At 71.1% G+C, this 21,211-nt stretch carries 16 protein-coding genes and 1 pseudogene; 4 read left to right on the top strand and 13 right to left on the bottom strand.

Translation table 11 applies throughout. From position 1 onward, the window contains the following. The 11 genes and pseudogenes from ACZ6Y1_RS18670 to folC all read right to left on the bottom strand — a co-directional run. Positions 1–488 (bottom strand): annotated as a pseudogene (locus tag ACZ6Y1_RS18670) (hypothetical protein); the annotation flags it as partial. Positions 489–551: 63 nt separating this feature from the next. Continuing rightward, positions 552–2,477 (bottom strand): TIGR03960 family B12-binding radical SAM protein, encoded by a 1,926-nt coding sequence (locus ACZ6Y1_RS18665; RefSeq protein WP_469630323.1) that lies wholly within the window; start codon positions 2,475–2,477, stop codon positions 552–554. 72 nt (positions 2,478–2,549) lie between these two features. Next, a complete protein-coding gene (locus ACZ6Y1_RS18660; RefSeq protein ID WP_469630320.1) occupies positions 2,550–4,076 on the bottom strand; it encodes a CYTH and CHAD domain-containing protein in 1,527 nt (508 codons plus the stop codon). Between the two features lie 219 nt (positions 4,077–4,295). Then, positions 4,296–5,495: a rod shape-determining protein RodA gene (gene rodA, locus ACZ6Y1_RS18655; RefSeq protein WP_469630314.1), complete on the bottom strand. Its 1,200-nt coding sequence runs from the start codon at positions 5,493–5,495 to the stop codon at positions 4,296–4,298. Between the two features lie 12 nt (positions 5,496–5,507). Further along, positions 5,508–7,688, bottom strand: coding sequence for a penicillin-binding protein 2 (gene mrdA / locus ACZ6Y1_RS18650; protein ID WP_469630310.1), 2,181 nt, complete (start codon positions 7,686–7,688; stop codon positions 5,508–5,510). Between the two features lie 12 nt (positions 7,689–7,700). Continuing rightward, positions 7,701–8,408 carry a rod shape-determining protein MreD gene (gene mreD / locus ACZ6Y1_RS18645; protein WP_469630307.1) on the bottom strand — a complete coding sequence of 236 codons (708 nt, stop codon included), beginning with the start codon at positions 8,406–8,408 and terminating at the stop codon, positions 7,701–7,703. 11 nt (positions 8,409–8,419) lie between these two features. Continuing rightward, positions 8,420–9,361 carry a rod shape-determining protein MreC gene (gene mreC / locus ACZ6Y1_RS18640; RefSeq protein ID WP_469630304.1) on the bottom strand — a complete coding sequence of 314 codons (942 nt, stop codon included), beginning with the start codon at positions 9,359–9,361 and terminating at the stop codon, positions 8,420–8,422. Positions 9,362–9,505: 144 nt separating this feature from the next. Next, a complete protein-coding gene (locus tag ACZ6Y1_RS18635; protein WP_008738981.1) occupies positions 9,506–10,525 on the bottom strand; it encodes a rod shape-determining protein in 1,020 nt (339 codons plus the stop codon). A gap of 296 nt (positions 10,526–10,821) precedes the next feature. Then, positions 10,822–11,232 (bottom strand): nucleoside-diphosphate kinase, encoded by a 411-nt coding sequence (gene ndk / locus ACZ6Y1_RS18630; RefSeq protein ID WP_384588392.1) that lies wholly within the window; start codon positions 11,230–11,232, stop codon positions 10,822–10,824. Between the two features lie 544 nt (positions 11,233–11,776). Further along, entirely contained in the window at positions 11,777–12,124 is a 348-nt protein-coding gene (locus ACZ6Y1_RS18625) for a DUF4233 domain-containing protein (RefSeq protein WP_469630301.1), read from the bottom strand. A 3-nt stretch (positions 12,125–12,127) separates the two neighbouring features. Further along, on the bottom strand, positions 12,128–13,645 hold the full coding sequence (gene folC, locus ACZ6Y1_RS18620; protein WP_469630297.1) for a bifunctional tetrahydrofolate synthase/dihydrofolate synthase: 1,518 nt from the start codon (positions 13,643–13,645) through the stop codon (positions 12,128–12,130). 117 nt (positions 13,646–13,762) lie between these two features. Here folC and ACZ6Y1_RS18615 point away from each other — a divergent pair, with 117 nt between their 5' ends. Further along, positions 13,763–14,812 carry a rod shape-determining protein gene (locus tag ACZ6Y1_RS18615; RefSeq protein WP_469630293.1) on the top strand — a complete coding sequence of 350 codons (1,050 nt, stop codon included), beginning with the start codon at positions 13,763–13,765 and terminating at the stop codon, positions 14,810–14,812. Between the two features lie 66 nt (positions 14,813–14,878). Here the strand turns inward: ACZ6Y1_RS18615 and ACZ6Y1_RS18610 are convergent, their stop codons facing one another. After that, a complete protein-coding gene (locus ACZ6Y1_RS18610; RefSeq protein ID WP_469630290.1) occupies positions 14,879–16,030 on the bottom strand; it encodes a sensor histidine kinase in 1,152 nt (383 codons plus the stop codon). 151 nt (positions 16,031–16,181) lie between these two features. On the opposite strand from ACZ6Y1_RS18610, the gene ACZ6Y1_RS18605 reads away from it, so the two are divergent. Then, a complete protein-coding gene (locus tag ACZ6Y1_RS18605; RefSeq protein WP_469630287.1) occupies positions 16,182–16,730 on the top strand; it encodes a vitamin K epoxide reductase family protein in 549 nt (182 codons plus the stop codon). Between the two features lie 60 nt (positions 16,731–16,790). Here the strand turns inward: ACZ6Y1_RS18605 and ACZ6Y1_RS18600 are convergent, their stop codons facing one another. After that, complete coding sequence (locus tag ACZ6Y1_RS18600; protein ID WP_469630283.1) at positions 16,791–19,412, bottom strand: valine--tRNA ligase; 2,622 nt, start codon at positions 19,410–19,412, stop codon at positions 16,791–16,793. Between the two features lie 99 nt (positions 19,413–19,511). On the opposite strand from ACZ6Y1_RS18600, the gene ACZ6Y1_RS18595 reads away from it, so the two are divergent. Both ACZ6Y1_RS18595 and ACZ6Y1_RS18590 read left to right on the top strand, forming a co-directional pair. Then, positions 19,512–20,147 carry a hypothetical protein gene (locus ACZ6Y1_RS18595; RefSeq protein ID WP_469630280.1) on the top strand — a complete coding sequence of 212 codons (636 nt, stop codon included), beginning with the start codon at positions 19,512–19,514 and terminating at the stop codon, positions 20,145–20,147. Positions 20,148–20,274: 127 nt separating this feature from the next. Then, positions 20,275–21,183, top strand: coding sequence for a hypothetical protein (locus ACZ6Y1_RS18590; RefSeq protein WP_469630278.1), 909 nt, complete (start codon positions 20,275–20,277; stop codon positions 21,181–21,183). Positions 21,184–21,211: the final 28 nt, after the last annotated feature.

Below are 21,211 nucleotides of genomic sequence, written 5' to 3'. Positions count from 1 at the left end.
ACCATGCCCAGGGCCCAGCCGAACCACATGCCCCCCTTGGCGAGCGGTGCGAGCAGGTACGTCACCCCGCCCCGGCCCACCCGGGCCAGCGCCGCCCCGAGCGGGCGGAACACGCGGGCGGCCAGCGCCCGCCCCGCCGGCGCGAGCAGGTGCTCGTACGCGCCCCGCCCCAGCCACGCGACGCCCCGCCCGGCCGGCACGGCCACGTACCGCCACAGACCGACCCACGGCCACACGAAGACCAGCTTGAACAGGGCCCCCAGCAGCCACCCCAGCGCCCGGAGCACCGGCTCGACGACATGGACGTACAGCGGCCCGAGGACGTGCCGGTGCACGGCCCGGCCCAGGGCGACGAGCAGTTCCCACACCACTCGTACGGGGAGCACCACGAGTACGGCGACGATCTTCACGGGGATCCTGACGACGCCCACCAGGCACCCGTCACCACCGTCACCGCCACCTGCGGGGAGCCGCTTGTCCGTGTCCATGCCGTGGAGGACACGACGAAGGCCCCCGCCCGTTGCGGGCGGGGGCCTGTCGTGACCCAAGGGTTACTTCACGACCGTCAGCGGAAGCAGCTTCTTGCCGGTGGGGCCGATCTGGATCTCGGTCTGCATCTGAGGACAGACGCCGCAGTCGAAGCACGGGGTCCAGCGGCAGTCGTCGACCTCGGTCTCGTCGAGGGCGTCCTGCCAGTCCTCCCAGAGCCAGTCCTTGTCGAGCCCGGAGTCCAGGTGGTCCCAGGGCAGGACCTCCTCGTACGTGCGCTCGCGCGTCGTGTACCAGGCGACGTCCACGCCGTACGCGGGCAGCGTCTTCTCCGCCGCCTCCATCCACCGGTCGTACGAGAAGTGCTCGCGCCAGCCGTCGAAGCGGCCGCCCGACTCGTACACGGCGCGGATCACGTCGCCGATGCGGCGGTCACCGCGGGACAGGAGGCCCTCGACGATGCCCGGCTTGCCGTCGTGGTAGCGGAAACCGATGGAACGGCCGTACTTCTTGTCGCCGCGGATCTTGTCGCGGAGCTTGCCCAGACGGGCGTCCGTCTCCTCGGCCGACAGCTGCGGGGCCCACTGGAAGGGGGTGTGCGGCTTGGGGACGAAGCCGCCGATGGAGACGGTGCAGCGGATGTCGTTCTGGCCGGAGACCTCGCGGCCCTTGGCGATGACGTTGACCGCCATGTCGCCGATCTGGAGCACGTCCTCGTCGGTCTCGGTCGGCAGGCCGCACATGAAGTACAGCTTCACCTGGCGCCAGCCGTTGCCGTAGGCGGTGGCGACGGTGCGGATCAGGTCCTCTTCGGAGACCATCTTGTTGATGACCTTGCGCATGCGCTCGGAGCCGCCCTCGGGGGCGAAGGTGAGGCCCGACCGGCGGCCGTTGCGGGTCAGCTCGTTGGCCAGGTCCACGTTGAACGCGTCCACGCGGGTGGACGGGAGGGACAGGCCCACCTTGTCCTCCGTGTAGCGGTCCGCGAGGCCCTTGGCGATGTCCGCGATCTCGGTGTGGTCGGCCGAGGACAGGGAGAGGAGGCCGACCTCCTCGAAGCCGGTGGCCTTCAGCCCGCGCTCCACCATCTCGCCGATGCCGGTGATGCTTCGCTCCCGCACGGGGCGCGTGATCATGCCGGCCTGGCAGAAACGGCAGCCGCGGGTGCAGCCGCGGAAGATCTCGACGGACATCCGCTCGTGGACGGTCTCGGCGAGCGGGACCAGCGGCTGCTTGGGGTACGGCCACTCGTCGAGGTCCATGACCGTGTGCTTGGACACCCGGTAGGGGACGCCGGACTTGTTCGGGGCGACGCGCGCGATGCGGCCGTCCGGGAGGTAGTCGACGTCGTAGAAGCCCGGCACGTAGACCTGGCCGGTCTTCGCGAGCCGGAAGAGGATCTCCTCGCGCCCGCCCGGCCGCCCCTCGGCCTTCCAGGTGCGGATGATCTCGGTCATGTCGAGGACGGCCTGCTCGCCGTCGCCGATGACCGCGCAGTCGATGAACTCGGCGATCGGCTCGGGGTTGAAGGCCGCGTGGCCGCCCGCGAGGACGATCGGGTGGTCGACCGTGCGGTTCCTGGCCTCCAGCGGGATGCCCGCCAGGTCCAGGGCCGCGAGCATGTTCGTGTAGCCCAGCTCCGTGGAGAAGGACAGGCCGAACACGTCGAAGGCCGAGACGGGGCGGTGGCTGTCGACGGTGAACTGCGGCACGTTGTGCTCGCGCATCAGCTCTTCGAGGTCCGGCCAGACGCTGTAGGTGCGCTCGGCGAGCACGCCCTCGCGCTCGTTCAGCACTTCGTAGAGGATCATGACGCCCTGGTTGGGCAGCCCGACCTCGTACGCGTCCGGGTACATGAGAGCCCAGCGGACGTCGCAGGACTCCCACGGCTTCACGGTGGAGTTGAGCTCACCGCCGACGTACTGGATGGGCTTCTGCACATGCGGAAGCAGGGCCTCGAGCTGAGGGAAGACCGACTCGGCCATCACGCGACTTTCGTGAAGCGGGCAGGGGGCAGCTATCTAGCGTACCCCCCGCCCCAGCCGCCCCCACTCACATGATCACCTCAGGGCGGCCCGAAGCCCGGGCTTCGAGGCGGCGGCCCACACGTCGGGCAGTTCCCGCTCCCGCCGCTCGGCCAGGGTCTCCTCGCGGGCGTACAGGACGCCCCAGGTGAAGGCCGACTCGCCGCCGCCTGCGGCCTGGGCGCCGATGCCGCGCAGGGCCTCGCGGGCCACCACGCTGTCCTGGTGGTCCCCGAGCAGGCTCTGGACCTTCTTGACGGCCTTGGCCATGCGCTCGGCCGGTTTACCGAGGGCGGGCACCGCCGCCTCCGCCGCGTAGCGGGCGCGCTTCGCGGCCTTGCGGGCCCGGTGCAGGGCCACGTCCCGCTCGTGTCCGGGGTCCAGGGCGAGGGCGGCGTCGATCCGGCCGGCGAGGCGTTCGTAGTCGTGGAGGATCGCCTTGGGGAGGACCTTGCGGGCGGGGTGGGCGGCGGCCTTCTTCAGGGGCGGGTCGGCCAGCAGGGCGTCGACGGCGTCGAGCAGGGCCAGGTAGCGCGGGGTGTCGAGCACGGCCACGGCTCGGCGGCGCGATGCCGAGCGGCGGGCGGTGTTCCAGACGCGCAGCCGGGCGCGGACGGGGCCGAGCTGAAGGGTGCGCGGGAGCTCGTCGAGGTGGGTGCGCAGGCGCTCCAGCAGTACTTCCTGGTCGCGGTCGACCCCGAGTTCCTGGGCGAGCCAGCGCAGTTCGTCGCCGATGGGGTCGGTGGCGGCGCGGTCGAGGACCTTGCGGTGGGTCTTCAAGGCGCTGCGCATCCGGCGGGAGGCGACGCGCATCTGGTGGACGGAGTCCGGGAGGTTCCTGCGGACGGCCGGGTCCTGGGCGATCAGGGCGTCGCGCTGTTCGCGCAGGTACGCGAGTACGTGCGCGCCGGCCGTGTCGTTGTCGGGGGTGTGCGCGCCGGGCTTGGCGGGGGGTGCGGTGCCGGTCTCGGTGAGGGCGCGGGCGAGCTTCGAGGGGGCGTCGGAGACCTTGAGGCCGCCCTTGCGGAAGGTCTCCTCGACGGCGTCGAGGAGTGCGGGGTCGATGCCGTCGGCGAGTTCCACCTCGACCTCGGTCCAGGCGACCTCGGTCTCGCCGCGCTCGGCGCGGACCTGGTCGGTGCTCAGTTCGGCGAGGAGGGCTCCGTCGGCGTCGAGGAGGTGGCTGACCTTGCGCGAGGAGAGGAGTCTGACCTGCGGTTCCAGGGCCGCCGCGTCGCGTACGCGGGAGCGCAGCAGGGCGGCGAGGGAGCGGGGGACGGTGTCGCCGAGGGGGGCGGCGATCTCGTCGCGCACGCCCGGGGAGACGGGCAGTTTGAGGTGCCAGCCCTCGTCGGCGCCGCCGGTGCGGCGGCGCAGGGTGAGCCCGTCGGCGGCGAGCCGCTGGTCGGGGGTGTCGTAGTAGACGGCGTCGAGGTCGACGGTGCCCTGGTCGGTGACGGCCGCGATGGCGGCCGTTCCCGTCAGGTCCGGCACCCCGCGCCGGGCACTCTTGGCCTTGGAAAACTCGAATTTCCGCTCGATCTCGCGCTTCGTGTCCGCCATGGATCGACCGTAGTCCTGAACGGATCACGTCGGCAGGGTGAACGGCGGATTCGGGCGACATCCGGCCCGGATCAGTCCGGATCAGGGCGGATCCGGCCGGATCGAGCCGGATCGCACCGGATCAGGCGCCGGATCCAGGCCGGACCCGAACCGGACCCAGGCCGGACCCGGACCGGTTGCTGGCCGGATGAGGCCGGGCCCAGGCCGGATCAGGCCGGATCAGGCCGACAGGGGCCGTTGCACCTTGATCGATTGGAGCAGTCCGATGGCCACCCACACGGCGAACATCGACGACCCTCCGTAGGAGACGAACGGCAGCGGGAGCCCGGCCACGGGCATGATCCCGAGGGTCATGCCGATGTTCTCGAAGGACTGGAAGGCGAACCAGGCGATGATCCCGGCGCACACGATCGTCCCGTACAGCTCGGTGGTCTCGCGGGCGATCATGCAGGCCCGCCAGAGGATGACGCCCAGGAGCACGAGGATCAGCCCGGCCCCCACGAAGCCCAGCTCCTCCCCCGCGACGGTGAAGACGAAGTCGGTCTGCTGCTCGGGGACGAACTGGCCGGTGGTCTGCGAGCCCTTGAAGAGGCCCGATCCCAGGAGCCCGCCGGAGCCGATCGCGATGCGGGCCTGGTTGGTGTTGTAGCCGACGCCGGCGGGGTCGAGCTCGGGGTTGGCGAAGGCGGCGAAGCGGTTGATCTGGTATTCGTCGAGGACGCCGAGCTGCCAGATCAGGATGGCCCCGGCCGCGCCGGCGCCGATCAGGCCGAGCACCCAGCGGTTGGAGGCGCCGGAGGCGAGCAGGACGCCGAGCACGATGACGACCATGACCATCACGGAGCCGAGGTCGGGCATCAGCATGACGATGCCCATCGGGGCGGCGGCCAGGCAGAGCGCCTTGACGACGGTGCGGTGGTCGGGGTGGACGAGGTCGCCCGCGTCCACCCGGGCCGCCAGCAGCACGGCCATGACCAGGATGATCGTGATCTTCACGAACTCGGAGGGCTGCAGGGAGAACCCGCCGCCGATCACGATCCACGCGTGGGCGCCGTTGATGGTGGCGCCGAGCGGGGTGAGCACGGCGAGGATCAGCAGGAGCGAGATCCCGTAGAGGATCGGCACGGCGCCGCGCAGGGTGCGGTGGCCGAGCCAGATCGTGCCGATCATCAGCACGAGGCCGATGCCGGTGTTCAGGGCGTGCCGGGCCAGGAAGTAGTACGGGTCGCCCTGGTTCAGGGTCGTCCTGTTGCGGGTCGCCGACCACACCAGCAGGGCGCCGAGGAAGGACAGGGCGACGGAGGACAGGAGTATCGGCCAGTCGAGCCGGCGCACGACGGAGTCGCGGGCGGTGAGCCTGGCCAGCGCCCCGCGCTCGGGCGCGTACCGCGAGACGGAGAACTTGTTGGCGGTCTGCATGTCTTTCGGTCCTCAGTCATGCCGCGCGGGGCGCGCGGCAGGCGGCCCGGCGAGTGCGGGCGGTTCCGGTTCCTCCGGGGACGGCGGCACGTACGGCCGGATCTCGGGGGCGTCGATGGAGCCGTCGGGGCGGATCTTGGGCAGTTTGGCCTCGGGCCGGAGCAGCAGGGCCTTCTTGAGGTCCTGCTTGCCCTCCATGTCGAGGCCGTACATGGCGTTGTAGATGTTGCGGACGGCGGGGCCGGAGGCTCCGGAGCCGGTGCCGCCCTGGGAGATCGTCATGACGATGACGAAGTCCTTGGTGTAGGTCGCCAGCCAGGAGGTGGTCTGCTTGCCGTAGACCTGGGCAGTGCCGGTCTTGGCGTGCATCGGGATCTTGTCCATGGGCCAGCCGGTGAAGCGCCAGGCGGCGGTGCCGCCGGGCTCGACGACCATGCGCAGCCCCTTGTCGAGGTCGGCGATGGTCTTCGGGCCGATCGGCAGCCGGCCGTGGGCCTGGGGCTTGATCATCTCGACGTGCTTGCCGTTGGCGCTGATCACGGCCTTGCCCACGGTGGGGTTGTAGAGGGTGCCGCCGTTGCTGATGGCGGCGTAGGCGGTGGCCATCTGGATGGGGGTGACGAGGACGTCGCCCTGGCCGATGGCGAAGTTGATGCTGTCGTAGGCCTTCAGCTGGTTGCCTTCGAGGCAGCTCTCGTAGGCGATCTGCTCGACGTAGGTGCCGCCCTTCTTGCCCTGCTTGCACCAGGCGCCCTTGTTGGCCTTCCAGAAGTTCTGCTTCCACCGGCGGTCGGGGATGCGGCCGGTGACCTCGTTCGGCAGGTCGATGTGGGTCTCGGCGCCGAGTCCGAATTCGCGGGCGGTCCGGTAGAACCAGTCGTGGGCGTCCTTCTTGGGGGTGAGGCCGCCGTCCTTCTTCCATTCCTTGTGCCCGAGGGCGTAGAAGACGGTGTTGCAGGAGAACTTGAGGGCCTCGCCGAGGGTGATGGGTCCGTGGCCCTTGGACTCGAAGTTCGCGAAGCTGCGGCCGCCCATGTCGTAGGAGGCGCTGCAGTTGTACTTGCCGTCGAAGTCGTAGCCGGCCCGTACGGCGGCGCTCGCGGAGACCACCTTGAAGATGGAGCCGGCGGGTGCCTGGCCCTGGATGGCCCGGTTGAGCAGCGGGTAGTTGGAGCTCTTGCTGGTGAGGTTGGCGTAGTCCTTGGCGTTGATGCCGCCGACCCAGGCGTTGGGGTCGTAGTCGGGCTGGGAGGCCATGGCCACGACGCGGCCGGTCTTGGCCTCCATGACGACGACGGCGCCCGAGTCGGCCTCGTACGGGCGGTTGGTGATGTTGTCGACCTCGTGGCGGACGGTCTTCATCGCCTGCTGGAGCTCGTATTCGGCGACGGCCTGGACCCGGGCGTCGATGCTGGTGACGAGGGTGGAGCCGGGGACGCCGTTGTCGGACTGGGTCTGGTGCATGACCCGGCCGAGGTTGTCGACCTCGTAGGAGGTGACCATCGCCTTGCCGCGCAGCTGTCGGTCGTAGGTGCGTTCGATCCCGGAGCGCCCGACCTGGTCGGAGCGCAGGTGGGGCGAGTCGGTGTCCTTGGCCTTCTGGATCTCGTCGTCGGTGACGGGCGAGAGGTAGCCGAGCACCTGGGAGGTGCGGGCCCCGCCGGGCGCCGGGTAGCGGCGCACGGCGGTGGGTTCGGCGGTGATGCCGGGGAAGTCCTCGGGGCGTTCGCGGATCGTCAGGGCCTGCTGGGTGGTGGCTTCGAGGGTGACGGGGATCGGCTGGTAGGGGGAGCCGTTCCAGCAGGGCTTGGGGGTCTGGGAGTCGCAGAGCCGGACCTTGTCCATGACCTCCTTGGGGGTCATGTCGAGGACGCCGGCGAGGCGGGTCATGACGGCCTTGCCCTTGTCGTTCATCTTCATCAGGGCGGTGCGGCTGGCCGAGACGACCAGGCGGGTCTCGTTGTCGGCGAGCGCGACCCCGCGGGCGTCGAGGACCTGTCCGCGCACGGCGGGCCGGACGACCCGCTGCACGTGGTTGCTCTTCGCCTCGTGGTAGTACTCGTCGCCGTTGCGGATCTGGAGGTACCAGAGGCGCCCGCCGAGGGTGATGAACATGGAGAGGACGAGCACCTGGATCATGATGAGCCGGATCTGCACGCGGGAGGTGCGGCCGGTCTCGGGAATGTTCGTCACGCCTGCTCCTCCCTACAGCTTTTTGATGCTCTTCACGCCCTTGGCCGCCTTGACTCCCTTTATGCGGACGGCCTTGTCGGCGCGGAAGCGCGCGGTCTTCAGGCGCAGGCCGCCGCGCTGGCTGCCGATGCGCAGGCCGGTGCCGCCGGCCAGCCAGCCGGCGGAGACGTCGGCGGCCTTGTTCGCGGGGCCGCCCCCGGCCTCGACGGCCATCGGGTCGCTCTCGGCGCGCCGGGCCAGGGCCATGACGAACGGCACCGTGAACGGCGCGAGCAGCAGGTCGTAGAGGGTCGCGGTGAACAGCAGTCCGACCAGGCCCACGTGGCGGGCGGCGGTGTCTCCGACGAGTGCGCCCACGCCCGCGTAGAGGAGGGTGGAGCCGATCGCGGCGGCCACGACGGTGAGCATGGGGCCCCAGGCGGAACGGAACCGCCCGCTGTCGGGGCGGACCAGGCCGACCAGGTAGCCGATGACGCACAGGACGAGCGCGTACCGCCCGGCGGCGTGGTCGGCGGGCGGGGCGAGGTCGGCGAGGAGGCCCGCGGTGAAGCCGATGAGCGCACCGCTGACGTGCCCGTACACGAGTGCGAGGGCGACGACGGTGAGCAGCACCAGGTCGGGGACGGCGCCAGGCAGTTGGAGCCGGCCCAGGACGGAGACCTGGACGACGAGGGCCACCACGACGAGGGTGGCCGAGAGCAGGATCCGGTTGAAGGGCATGGGGGCTGCTCCTACTCGTCGGCCGGCTTGCCGGTGGCGTTCGCCGACGGGGTGACCGTGACGGTGACGGTCGGGGTGGGCTTGGGGGCTTCGGGCTTCGGCGGCAAAACGGCGTCGCGCGGGTCCTCGCGCGGCGGCATCACGACGACGCCGACGATGTCCAGGCGCGAGAAACCGACGAACGGACGCACCCAGACGGTGCGGGTCAGGTCGCCGCGGGCGTCGTCGACCTTGACGACCTCGCCGATCGGGACGCCGGGCACGAAGGGCTTGTTGCCGCGCGAGCCGAAGGTGACGAGCCGGTCGCCGGGGCCGATCTTGGCCTTGCCGTTGAGCATCTGGACGGACAGGGCGCGGTCGCCCTGGCCGGTGGCGAAGCCGAGTTCGCCGGTCTTCTCCAGCCGGGTGCCGACGGTGAAGTCGGGGTCGTTGGCGAGGACGACGGTGGCGGTGTCGGGGCCGACGGTGGTGACGCGCCCGACGAGGCCGTCCCCGTTGAGGACGGTCATGTCGCGCTCGATGCCGTCCTTGCTGCCGGCGTCGATGGTGACGGTCCAGGAGAAGCCCTGGGCCGCTCCTATGGCGATGACCTCGGCGCCCTTGATGCCGTACTGTCCGGCGCCGGCGCGCTTGAGCATCTCGTCGAGCTCGCGGATGCGGCTGCGGGTCTGGTCGTCGCTGCCGAGCTTGGCCTTCAGGGCGGCGTTCTCCCGCTCCAGGGTGGCGATACGGTTGTGACGGCTCCCGGAGTCCCGTACGGCCCCTATGGCGTTGGCGACCGGGTCGACGGCCGTCGCCACGCCTTCCTCGACGGGGCCGAAGACCGCCGCGGCGGCCTGCCGGGCACCGTCGACCGGTGACTCCTCACCTGCCCTGATGTCCACCGTGATCAGTGCGAACGCGATGGCGGTCAGAAGCACCAGGAGCAGCCGGCTCTCTCGTGTGTCCCTCACGTGCGGCGGCCGTGCCTTCCTCGTCGGAATTCTCTTTTGCCTGTATATCAACGATCCGCCGCACGGGCCCGGTAGCACCCGTACGGCGGATCCCTGTGTGTTCCGCATGGTCCCTCCGGCAGGGGAGGGTCTGTCCGCGACGGGTCAGCGACGGGGCTGGGCGTCCAGGACCTGCTGGAGGGCCTCGAACTCCTCGACGCACTTGCCGGAGCCGAGCGCCACGGAGTCGAGCGGGTCCTCGGCGATGTGGATGGGCATGCCCGTCTCGCGGCGCAACCGCTCGTCGAGCCCGCGCAGGAGGGCGCCGCCGCCGGTCAGGACGATGCCCCGGTCCATGATGTCGCCGGAGAGCTCCGGCGGGCACTTGTCGAGGGTGGTCTTGACGGCGTCGACGATGGCGTTGACGGGCTCCTCGATGGCCTTGCGGACCTCGGCGGCCGAGATGACCACGGTCTTGGGCAGGCCGGAGACCAGGTCGCGGCCGCGGATCTCGGTGTGCTCGTCCTTGTCGAGGTCGTACGCCGACCCGATGGTGATCTTGATCTGCTCGGCGGTGCGCTCACCGAGGAGGAGCGAGTACTCCTTCTTGATGTGCTGGATGATCGCGTTGTCGAGCTCGTCGCCGGCCACCCGGATGGACTGTGCCGTGACGATTCCGCCGAGGGAGATGACGGCCACCTCGGTGGTGCCGCCGCCGATGTCCACGACCATGTTGCCGGTGGCCTCGTGGACGGGCAGGCCCGAGCCGATGGCGGCGGCCATGGGCTCCTCGATGATGTGCACCTGGCGGGCGCCGGCCTGCGTGGACGCCTCGATGACGGCGCGTCGCTCCACTCCCGTGATGCCGGAGGGAACGCAGACCACCACGCGCGGTCGGGCCAGGTAGCGGCGCTTGTGGATCTTGAGGATGAAGTAGCGGAGCATGCGCTCCGTGATCTCGAAGTCGGCGATCACGCCGTCCTTGAGGGGCCGTACGGCGACGATGTTGCCGGGCGTGCGCCCGATCATCTTCTTCGCCTCGGAGCCGACCGCCAGGATGCCGCCGGTGTTCGTGTTGATGGCGACCACGGACGGCTCGTTCAGGACGATCCCCCGGCCCCTCACGTACACCAGCGTGTTGGCGGTCCCGAGGTCGATCGCCATGTCACGGCCGATGAACGACATGTTGTTCCCCTTGTTCCCCATGAGGAGCGTCTGGCCTTCCAGTTGATAGCGGCTGCTGTCAGGTCGGCGAGGTGGGTGTGTGGGTGGAGGCCCCATCGTAGTGCCGCAAGTATGAACGCCGCGCGACGGGACTCCGGCAATCCCGCCGGATCGGAAACCCGCCCCCTTAGGTGTGACGACGGGTCTTGCCCAGGCGTTCCCGCTTCCGCTCCGAAATACCGGAGGGCGACCGAAATTACTTCGGTCGCCCCAGGTAGAGAGCGCTATTCGGCTGATGTCTCGTCAGGAGGGAGGGCTCAGAGAGCGGGGAAGAACAGCTTCAGCTCGCGCTCCGCGGACTCCTCGGAGTCCGAGGCGTGGATGAGGTTCTCGCGCACGATGCTGCCGAAGTCCCCCCGGATGGAGCCGGGCGCCGCGGCGATCGGGTCGGTGGGGCCGGCCAGCTGGCGGACGCCCTCGATCGCGCGTTCCCCTTCCACCACCAGGACGACGACGGGACCGCTCGCCATGAAGCCCATCAGGGGCTCGTAGAACGGCTTGCCCTTGTGCTCGCCGTAGTGGGCCTCCAGGGTGTCCTGGTCCAGCGTGCGCAGCTCCAGGGCGGGAATGGTCCAGCCGGCCTTCCGCTCGATGCGGCCGATGATCTCGCCGATCAGGCCGCGACGGACGGCGTCGGGCTTGAGGATGACGAGGGTGCGCTGGGTCATGTTGGGGCTCCTTGCGGCATACGGGTGCGGTGGGACGAATCTACAGGGCCGTTCGGCCCCGCCCGGCCCCGCCCGCCCCGGTGCAGCGGCCCCGCGGCCGGGCTCGCGGGGCGCCCGGGCGGGTCCCGGGCCGACGGGGCGGTCGTCCCGCGGGCCCTGCGTACGGGCCGGGCAGGCAGCCGGGTCCGGGGCGCGTCCAGCGCCCCGGCGGGCGACGGGCCGGGGACGCAGGCCGGGCGCGGGGCGTGTCCACCGGGCCGCCGAGGCGGCCCCGCGCCGCAGGCCGGGCAGCCAGGCGGGCTCGCGCCACATCCAGCGGCCGGGGACCAGGGGGTGCGGGCGGACCCGGTCCCCGGGACGCCCGGGGCCCGGCCGACGGGCCGCCGAGGCGGCCCCGCGCGGGCCGTACAGGCCGGGCAGGCAGCCGGGATCGCGGCACATCCAGCGGCCGGGGCCCGGGGGCCGGGGTGCAGGCGGACCGGTCCCCGGGACGCCCGGGGCCGGGCCGGCGGGGGGTGGCAGGTCAGGCGGGGCGGACCGCAGGTCAGGCGGCGGGGTCTTCCGCCATCGCCGCCCAGCGGGCCTTGGCCGCGTCGACCTTGCGGCCGTAGTGCACCGAGCACCACCACAGCCCCGCGAACACCGCGCCGAGGAAGAACATGGTCGGTACGACGAACCCGCTCACGATCAGGCCGATCTGCAGCGCCCAGCCCAGCTGGACCGCCCCGGGACGCGACAGCATCCCGCACAGCAGCACCGACAGCAGCATCGCGATCCCGCAGACCGTCCAGACCGTGGCCTGGGTCAGGTCCGGGTCCTTCATCGCGACCAGCCCCGCGAAACCGATCACGAAGAACTCGCCGATCAGCGTCGAGGCACAGAGCGTGCGCATTCCTCAGCCCCTCTTCAGCAGCAGGCGGGCCTCGCCCACCGTGATCACGGAACCGGTCACCAGGACCCCGGCCCCTCCGAACTCGGCCTCTTCCTCCGCAAGGGTGATCGCCGCCTCCAGGGCGTCGTCCAGCCGCGGCTCCACCTGCACGCGGTCACCGCCGAAGACCTCGACCGCGACGGCGGCCAGCGCGTCCGCGTCCATCGAGCGGTGGCTGGAGTTCTGGGTGACCACGACCTCCGCGAAGATCGGCTCGAAGGCCTCCAGGACCCCGCGCACGTCCTTGTCCTCGCTCGCCGCCACGACGCCGATCAGCCGGCTGAAGCCGAACGACTCGGTGACCGCCTCCGCGGTGGCCACCGCACCCCCCGGGTTGTGCGCCGCGTCCAGGACGACCGTCGGGCTGCGCCGCACGACCTCCATGCGGCCCGGCGAGGTCACCGACGCGAAGGCGCGCTGCACGGTCTCCAGGTCCAGGACCCGCGCACCCTCCTGCCCGACCCCGAAGAACGCCTCGACGGCGGCCAGCGCCACCGCCGCGTTGTGCGCCATGTGCGCGCCGTACAGCGGCAGGAAGATGCCGTCGTACTCGCCGCCCATGCCGCGCAGGGTCAGCTGCTGCCCGCCGACCGCGACCTCGCGCGAGACGACGCCGAACTCCATGCCCTCGCGGGCGACGGTCGCGTCGACCTCGACGGCCTTCTTCAGCAGCGCCTGCGCCGCGTCCACCGGCTGCTGGGCCAGGATCACGGTCGCGTCCTGCTTGATGACGCCGCCCTTCTCCAGGGCGATCTCGCCGGGCGTGCCGCCGAGCCGGTCGGTGTGGTCGAGGCTGATCGGGGTGATGACCGCGACCGCGGCGTCGATGACGTTGGTCGCGTCCCAGGTGCCGCCCATGCCGACCTCGATGACGGCCGCGTCGACGGGGGCGTCCGCGAAGGCCGCGTAGGCCATTGCGGTCAGCACCTCGAAGAACGACAGCCGGAACTCCTCGCTCGCGTCGACCATCTCCACGTACGGCTTGATGTCGTGGTAGGTCTCGACGAACCGCTCGGCGTCGATCGGCGCGCCGTCGAGGCTGATCCGCTCGGTGATCGACTGCACGTGCGGGCTGGTGTAGCGGCCGGTGCGCAGCTCGAAGGCGTTCAGCAGGCACTCGATCATGCGGGCCGTGCTGGTCTTGCCGTTGGTCCCGGTGACGTGGATCGTCGGGTAGGCCCGCTGGGGTTCGCCCAGTACGTCCATCAGTGCCGCGATGCGCCTCACCGACGGCTCCAGCTTGGTCTCGCCCCAGCGCGTGGAGAGCTCCTGCTCCACCTCCAGAAGCGCCTTGGCGACCTCCGGGTCGGTGGGCCGGGCGGGTACCGGATCGCCCTGCGGCGGTCCGGCCTGGGTGCGCAGGGTGCGACTGCCGGCCTCGATCACCGCCAGGTCGGGGTCGCGGTCGGACTCTTCGGCCACGATCTGGTCGAACTCGTCGAACTCGTGCCGGTCGTGGCTCTCGGGCTGCTGCTCACTCACACGCCCAGTCTACGGACGCCGGGCCCCGGGACTTTCGACCCGGGCGGTACGGGACTTCCGGCGGCGGGAGCGACCTGATCGTCGTGCGAGCCTTGCGGACAGCAGATAGGGGAACAAATGCCGCAGGCCAGCAGCAACACGACAGGATCCAGCCGCGACATAGGGATAGACCTGGGGACCGCGAACACCCTGGTCTACGCACGGGGGCACGGGATCGTCCTCAATGAGCCTTCCGTGGTCGCCGTGAAGGCGGGCACCACCACCGCCCTGGCCGTCGGGGCGGAGGCCAAGGAGACCATCGGCCGCACCCCCGGCTCCATCACCGCGATCCGCCCCCTCAAGGACGGGGTGATCTGCGACTACGAGGCCGCCGAGGAGATGATCCGGCACTTCGTCCGCAAGGCCGTCCCCGGCCGCCGGCCCCGCACCCGGATGGTGATCTGCGTGCCGTCGGGCGTGACCCCGGTCGAGCGGCGGGCCATCGTCCACGCCTCCACCCGGGCCGGCGCCAGGAGCGTGCACCTGATCGAGGAGCCGAGGGCCGCGGCGATCGGGGCCGGGCTGCCGGTGGCCGAACCGCGCGGCTCGATGGTCGTCGACATCGGCGGCGGCACCTGCGAGGTCGCGGTGATCTCGCTCGGCGGCATCGTCACCTCCCGGTCGCTGCGCGTCGGCGGGGACCGGCTCGACGCCGCGATCACCGACTGGGTGCGCAAGGAGCACGCCCTCCTCATCGGCGAACGCACCGCCGAGGACGTCAAGGTGGCCATCGGCTCGGCCTGGCCCGTGCCGGACCGCCCCGAGCTGGAGAGCCTCACCTTCACCGTGCGGGGCCGCGAAAAGGTCGGCGGCATGCCGCGGACCCTCGCCCTCGGCGCCCCGGACGTCCGGGCCGCACTCGACGAACCGGTCGAGGCGATCATCGCCGCCGTCCGCACCACCCTGGAGGAATGCCCGCCCGAGCTCTCCGGCGACGTGATGGAACACGGCATCGTCCTGACCGGCGGCGGCGCCCTGCTGGCGGGGCTGGACCTGCGCATGGCGTCCGCGACCGGCATCCCGGTCTTCGTCGCCGACCACCCGCTGGACTGCGTCGCCCTCGGCTCCGGCCGCTGCGTCGAGGACCTCGACGCCCTGAGCGGCCTGCTCACCCCGGCGAAGGCCTGACCGGCCGGTCCGCCCGCGCGGGGGCGTCCTCTCCGCGTGGGCGCGTCCCTCTCCGCGCGGGAGCTCCTATCCGCGCGGAAGCGTCGCGACCACCTCGTACGCCCGCTCCGTGCGCGTCGCCGTCAGGGTGCCGCCCAGGCTGCGCACGCGCTCGGACATGCTCGCCGTCCCCGAGCCCGCCGAGACCGGGGCGCGGACCGGGGTGCGGGCGGGCAGTGCGTTGCTGACGGCGATCCGCAGCCGGGGCCCGTCCGCCTCGATCGACACCTCCACGCTCTCCCCGCGCGCGTGCTTGGCCGCGTTGGTCAGGCACTCCTGCACCACCCGGTAGACCGCCGCCTGCCGCAGCGGCGACAGCCCGTTCACCTCCGGGTCCATGGCGAGGCGTACGGGGGAACCGGCCCGCCCGCTCTCCTCCGCGAGCGCCGCCAGCCCCTCCACCCCCGGCGTCGAGGCCCGCTCACCGCGCTGCACGATGATCTCGTTCAGCACCAGATGGGCCCGGCGCGCGGTGTCCGCGAGCTCCTCGAAGTCCTTGGCGTACGGGGTCTCGCGCGAGCGCACCGACAGCACCTCGGAGCGCACCGTCAGCAGGGTCAGCTCCCGCCCGACGAAGTCGTGGACGTCCCGGGCGACCGAGGTGCGCTCCTGCTGCACGGCCTGGAGCACGGCCGACTCGGCCCGGCGCGCGGTCAGCTCCGCGACCAGGTCGTGCCGGTAGGCCGCGATGCCGACGGCCGAGGCGAGCACCCCGATGGGCACGACGATGCCGAGGAAGCCGGTGAGCGACCCGTGCTCGGCCTCGGGCCACCCCGGCACGCAGGCGAAGAGGAACAGCGCGAAGGCGAGGTAGCCGAGAGTGGCGAGGACACCCGCCCGGCGCCCGCGGAACCGGCCCACCGAGTACAGCGCGAACTGGATCAGGGTGAGCTCGTGCAGCCACCCGATGAAGAGCAGCGCGGCGAGGTACGGGATCCAGGGCAGCCGGCGCCGCACCAGCAGGGTGGCGCAGCCCAGCGCGAGGACGACGGCCGCGGAGGCGCCGGTCAGCGAGTTGTCGGCGGCCGCCAGGCCCGGCAGGTCGATCGCCGTCAGGCCCAGGCAGCTCAGTGCCGTGAGCACGTCCGTCGCACGCGGCGAGCCGGACCAGCCCCGCGTGAGCCGGGCGCCGCGGACCGTGACCCGGTGGAGCGCCGAGAGGGCGGGCTTCGCGTGCATGCCCTCCATCATCCGTGCCGGCCACCGCCGGTGACGGTCCACCGGGGCCGCACATGGCGTGATCTGGGGCACTTCGGACAGGCCGGAGGTCCCGGCCTTGGTGACCTTGCGCCCTGCCCCGGCCCGGCGCAGCGACCGTAGCGTCGGGAGGATGACCACCCACCGGGGCACGTCCCTCCTCCTGCTGATCGGCGGCCTGCTCGGCACACTGGCCTCCGGCGTCCTCACGTACGACCGCATCCGCACCCTGGAGGACCCGCTCTTCACGCCGGGCTGCAATGTCGGCGCGGTCCTCAGCTGCGGCGACGTGATGACCACCTGGCAGGGCAATCTGCTGGGCTTCCCCAACATGCTGCTCGGCATCGCCGGCTTCGCGGCCCTGTCGGGGCTGGGCGCGGCGATGCTGGCCGGGGCGGTGTTCCCGCGCGGGCTGTGGCGCGTGCTGTGGGCGGGGCTGGCCGCCGGCTTCGGCTTCACGGTGTGGCTGATCGGCCAGTGCCTGTACGCGATCGGGGCGCTGTGCCCGTGGTGCATGGTGGTGTGGGCGGTGATGATCCCGCTGTTCTGGTACGTCACCCGGCACCTGTCGGGGCCGGGCTCCCGGCTGCGGGCACTCCCCCACTGGCTGGTCCCGCTGACCGGTTACGCGGTGGTGGCGGTGCTGATCCTGACCCGTTTCGGCCCCGCACCGGCGGGGTGAACGGGGAAGGGCCCCCGCACCGTGGTGCGGGGGCCCTTCGCCTTCATGCCGTACGGGGTGTCACGCGGCCGGCAGGCCGTCCAGCTGGGCCTGGAGGCGGGCGATGTCGGCCTCGGCCTTGGCCAGCCGCCCCTTGATCTTGTCCACGACGTTGTCGGGGGCCTTGGCGATGAACGCCTCGTTCCCCAGCTTCGCCTCGGCCTGCTGCTTCTCCTTCTCGGCGGCCGCCAGGTCCTTGGAGAGGCGCTTGCGCTCGGCGGCCACGTCGATGGTGCCCGACAGGTCGAGCGCGACCGTGGCGCCGGCGACCGGGAGGGTCGCGGTGGCGCTGAAGGAGTCGCCCTCCGGCTGGAGGCGCAGGAGCTGGCGAATGGCGCCCTCGTGCGGGGCCAGCGCCGTGCCCGTCAGGTCCAGGCGGGCCGGGACCTTCTGGCCGTCCTGCAGGCCCTGCTCCTTGCGGAAGCGGCGGACCTCGGTGACCACGGCCTGGACCTGCTCGATCTCGGCCTCGGCGGCCTCGTCGCGGAAGCCGCTGTCCTTGGGCCAGTCGGCGATGACCAGGGACTCGCGGCCGGTCAGCGTGGTCCACAGCGTCTCGGTGACGAAGGGGACCACCGGGTGCAGCAGGCGCAGCATGACGTCGAGGACCTCGCCGAGGACCCGGCCGGAGACCTTGGCCTGCTCGCCGCCGGCGAAGAAGGTCGTCTTCGACAGCTCGACGTACCAGGCGAAGACCTCGTCCCACGCGAAGTGGTAGAGGGCCTCGCTGAGCTTCGAGAACTGGAAGTCCTCGTAGTACGCGTCGACCTGGGCGACGGTCTTGTTCAGGCGGGACAGGATCCACCGGTCGGTCGCCGACATCTGCTCGGGGGCCGGGAGCTCGCCCTCGATGGTGGCGCCGTTCATCAGCGCGAAGCGGGTCGCGTTCCAGATCTTGTTGGCGAAGTTGCGGGAGGCCTGGACCCAGTCCTCGCCGATCGGGACGTCGGTGCCGGGGTTGGCGCCCTTGGCCAGGGTGAAACGGACGGCGTCGGAGCCGTACTTGTCCATCCAGTCCAGCGGGTCGACGACGTTGCCGAAGGACTTCGACATCTTCTTGCCGCGCTCGTCACGGACCAGGCCGGTCAGCGCGATCGTCTTGAACGGAACCTCGCCGTCCATGGCGTACAGGCCGAACATCATCATCCGGGCGACCCAGAAGAAGATGATGTCGTGGCCGGTGACCAGGACGTCGGTGGAGTAGAACTTCGCCAGGTCCGGGGTCTTCTCCGGCCAGCCGAGCGTCGAGAACGGCCACAGGCCGGAGGAGAACCAGGTGTCCAGGACGTCCGTGTCCTGGGTCCAGCCCTCGCCCGAGGGCGCCTCGTCGTCGGGTCCGACGCAGACGACCTCGCCGTTCGGGCCGTACCAGACCGGGATGCGGTGGCCCCACCACAGCTGGCGCGAGATGCACCAGTCGTTGAGGTTGTCGACCCAGTCGAAGTACCGCTTCTCCATCTCCTTGGGGTGGATCGTGACCCGGTCGTCGCGGACCGCGTCACCGGCGGCCTTGGCGAGGGTCTCGACCTTGACCCACCACTGGAGGGACAGGCGCGGCTCGACGGTCGTGCTGCACCGCGAGCAGTGTCCGACGGAGTGCAGGTAGGGGCGCTTCTCCGCGACGATGCGGCCCTGCTGGCGCAGGGCGCCGACGACCGCGGAACGGGCCTCGAACCGGTCCAGGCCGAGGAAGGGGCCGTGGACGGTGATGACACCGTGCTCGTCCATGATCGTCATGTTGGGCAGGTCGTGGCGCTGCCCGATGGCGAAGTCGTTCGGGTCGTGCGCCGGGGTCACCTTGACGCAGCCGGTGCCGAACTCGGGGTCGACGTGGGTGTCCGCGACGACCGGGATCGAGCGGTCGGTGAGCGGCAGCTTGATGAGCTTGCCGACCAGGTGCTTGTAGCGCTCGTCGTCCGGGTGGACGGCGATCGCGGTGTCACCGAGCATCGTCTCGGCGCGGGTGGTGGCGACGACGAGGGTGTCCTCGCCCTCGCCGTACTTGATGGAGACGAGCTCGCCGGCGTCCTCCTGGTACTCCACCTCGATGTCGGAGATGGCCGTGAGGCAGCGCGGACACCAGTTGATGATGCGCTCGGCGCGGTAGATCAGCTCGTCGTCGTAGAGCTTCTTGAAGATCGTCTGGACGGCCTTGGACAGGCCCTCGTCCATGGTGAAGCGCTCGCGCGACCAGTCGACGCCGTCGCCGAGGCGGCGCATCTGGCCGAGGATCTTGCCGCCGTACTCTTCCTTCCACTGCCAGACCCGCTCGACGAACTCCTCGCGGCCCAGGTCGTGGCGGGACTTGCCCTCCTCGGCGAGCTGCTGCTCGACCTTGTTCTGGGTGGCGATGCCGGCGTGGTCCATGCCGGGCAGCCACAGGGACTCGTAGCCCTGCATGCGCTTGCGGCGGGTCAGGGCGTCCATGAGCGTGTGCTGGAAGGCGTGGCCCAGGTGGAGCGAGCCGGTGACGTTCGGCGGCGGGATGACGATGGTGTACGCGGGCTTCTCGCTCGCGGGGTCGGCCGTGAAGTACCCACGCTCTACCCAGCGCTCGTAGAGCTTCCCCTCTACCTCGGCCGGCGCGTACGTGGTCGGCAGTTCGGAGTCGGGGGCACTGGGTGTCTGCGTGTTCTCGGTCACGGGGCACAGGATACGGGGGGTCCCGCCTCCGTTACGAATCCATACCGCAGGGCGGCCTCCCATTGCGTTCGACCGCGCCGGGGCCATCTCATGCGCACCATGAGCGAGATCACTCCCCAGCCCCCGTACCCCCCGTACCCCTCCCCCCAGCCCGCGCCGTCCAGGGGCAAGCGCGCCCTCAAGAGTGCGGGAGCGGTGGTGGGCTTCGCGGTCGGGGCCATCGCCGTCAAGCTCGCCCTGGGCACGGCGCTCGGCGGCCCCGCCGACGCCGGGAAGTACGAGATCGTGCCGCCCGCCACCTTCCAGGGCCTGACCCTGCAGGACTCGGGGCCGCGGGTCGACGCGATCAAGCAGGGCCAGGGTGCCGAGAAGAAGGGCACGAAGCGGGTGGCCGTGGTCTACGCCGACCAGGCGGGCACCGCGCAGCTGGTGGTCAGCGGCTCGCAGGCCGCGTTCGGCGACGGGGACCCGGGCGCCGAACTCACCAAGGGCCTGCGGACCATGGGCGTCAAGGAAGCCGACATCACCACCCACGACGCGGGCAGCCCCGCGGGCGGCGCGATGCGCTGCGGCACGCTCGCGGTGGAGGGGACGTCGCTGCCGATGTGCATGTGGGGCGACCACAGCTCGCTGGTGACGGTCACCGTCCCGGTGGAGAACGAGCCGGTGACCATCGACGACCTCGCCGGACGCACCGCGGCGCTGCGTTCCGCGATGGAGGTCCCCGCGAAGTAGTTCGTCGCCGGAGCGTCGTAGTTGCGTAACGCCTGGGACCCCGGCGCCCGAACCCTTTCGATCTTCCGCAAGGATGTGGGCAGCATAAGAAGGTCCTAAAGAAGAAGTTCCTGAGGGGGACGCAGAAATGAGCTACAACCAGCCGGGGCCGTACGGCCAGCAGCCGCAGCAGCCCGGACCGTACGGGCAGCAGCCCCCGCCGCCGCCGGGCCCGTACGGCCAGCCCGCCCCGCAGCCGGGCTACGGCTACCCCCAGCAGCAGCCGGGCATTCCGCCCCAGGGCTACCCGCAGCAGCCGCAGCAGCCCGGTTACGGCTACCAGCAGCAGCCCCCGTACGGCGGCCAGCCCCCGAAGAAGTCCAAGGCGGGCGTCATCATCGGCATAGTCGTCGCGGTCGCGGTGATCGGCGGCGCCGGCTGGTACTTCACGCAGGGCGGCGGCGCGGCCGGCTCGGTGGCTTCCGACACCAAGGGCTACAAGCTGGTTCCCCCGCCCACGGTGGACGACTTCAAGCAGGACCCGAAGTACAAGCAGCAGCAGATGACCGACAAGGACAAGAAGGAAGCCGAAGCCGCGGGCATCAAGAACCCCACTCAGGCGGGCATGACCTACCAGGCCGGCGACCCGAAGAACCCGCTGTCCGCGAAGGGCCTCAACCTCTCCGGTCTCTACGGCGAGATCGCCGACCCGGAGAAGTCGGTGGACGGCTACTTCGCCATGGCCAAGCTGAACGCCACCAAGGACGGCAAGACCAATGTGGAACTCATCGGCAGCCCCAAGGCGATGACTCCGGCCGGCTTCAAGGGCGCCGTCATGAAGTGCCAGGAGGCCAAGTTCACCCCCAAGGACGCCGCGACGGCCAAGGGGCCCAAGGAGTTCACGCTCCCGATCTGCATCTGGGGTGACTACAGCACCCTGGCCGTGGTCACCGCCTCGGACGTGGCCTCCATCCTCGCCGGAAAGCCTGGCTACACCCTGGAGCAGAGCGCGGACCTCACCGCGAAGCTCTACAACACGGCGCGTGTGAAGAACTAGCCGCGAGGTCCGAACGACGCAGAAGGGG

The organism is Streptomyces sp. NPDC053432 (genome assembly GCF_055585365.1).
This window is presented reverse-complemented; position numbering and strand designations above follow the sequence as displayed.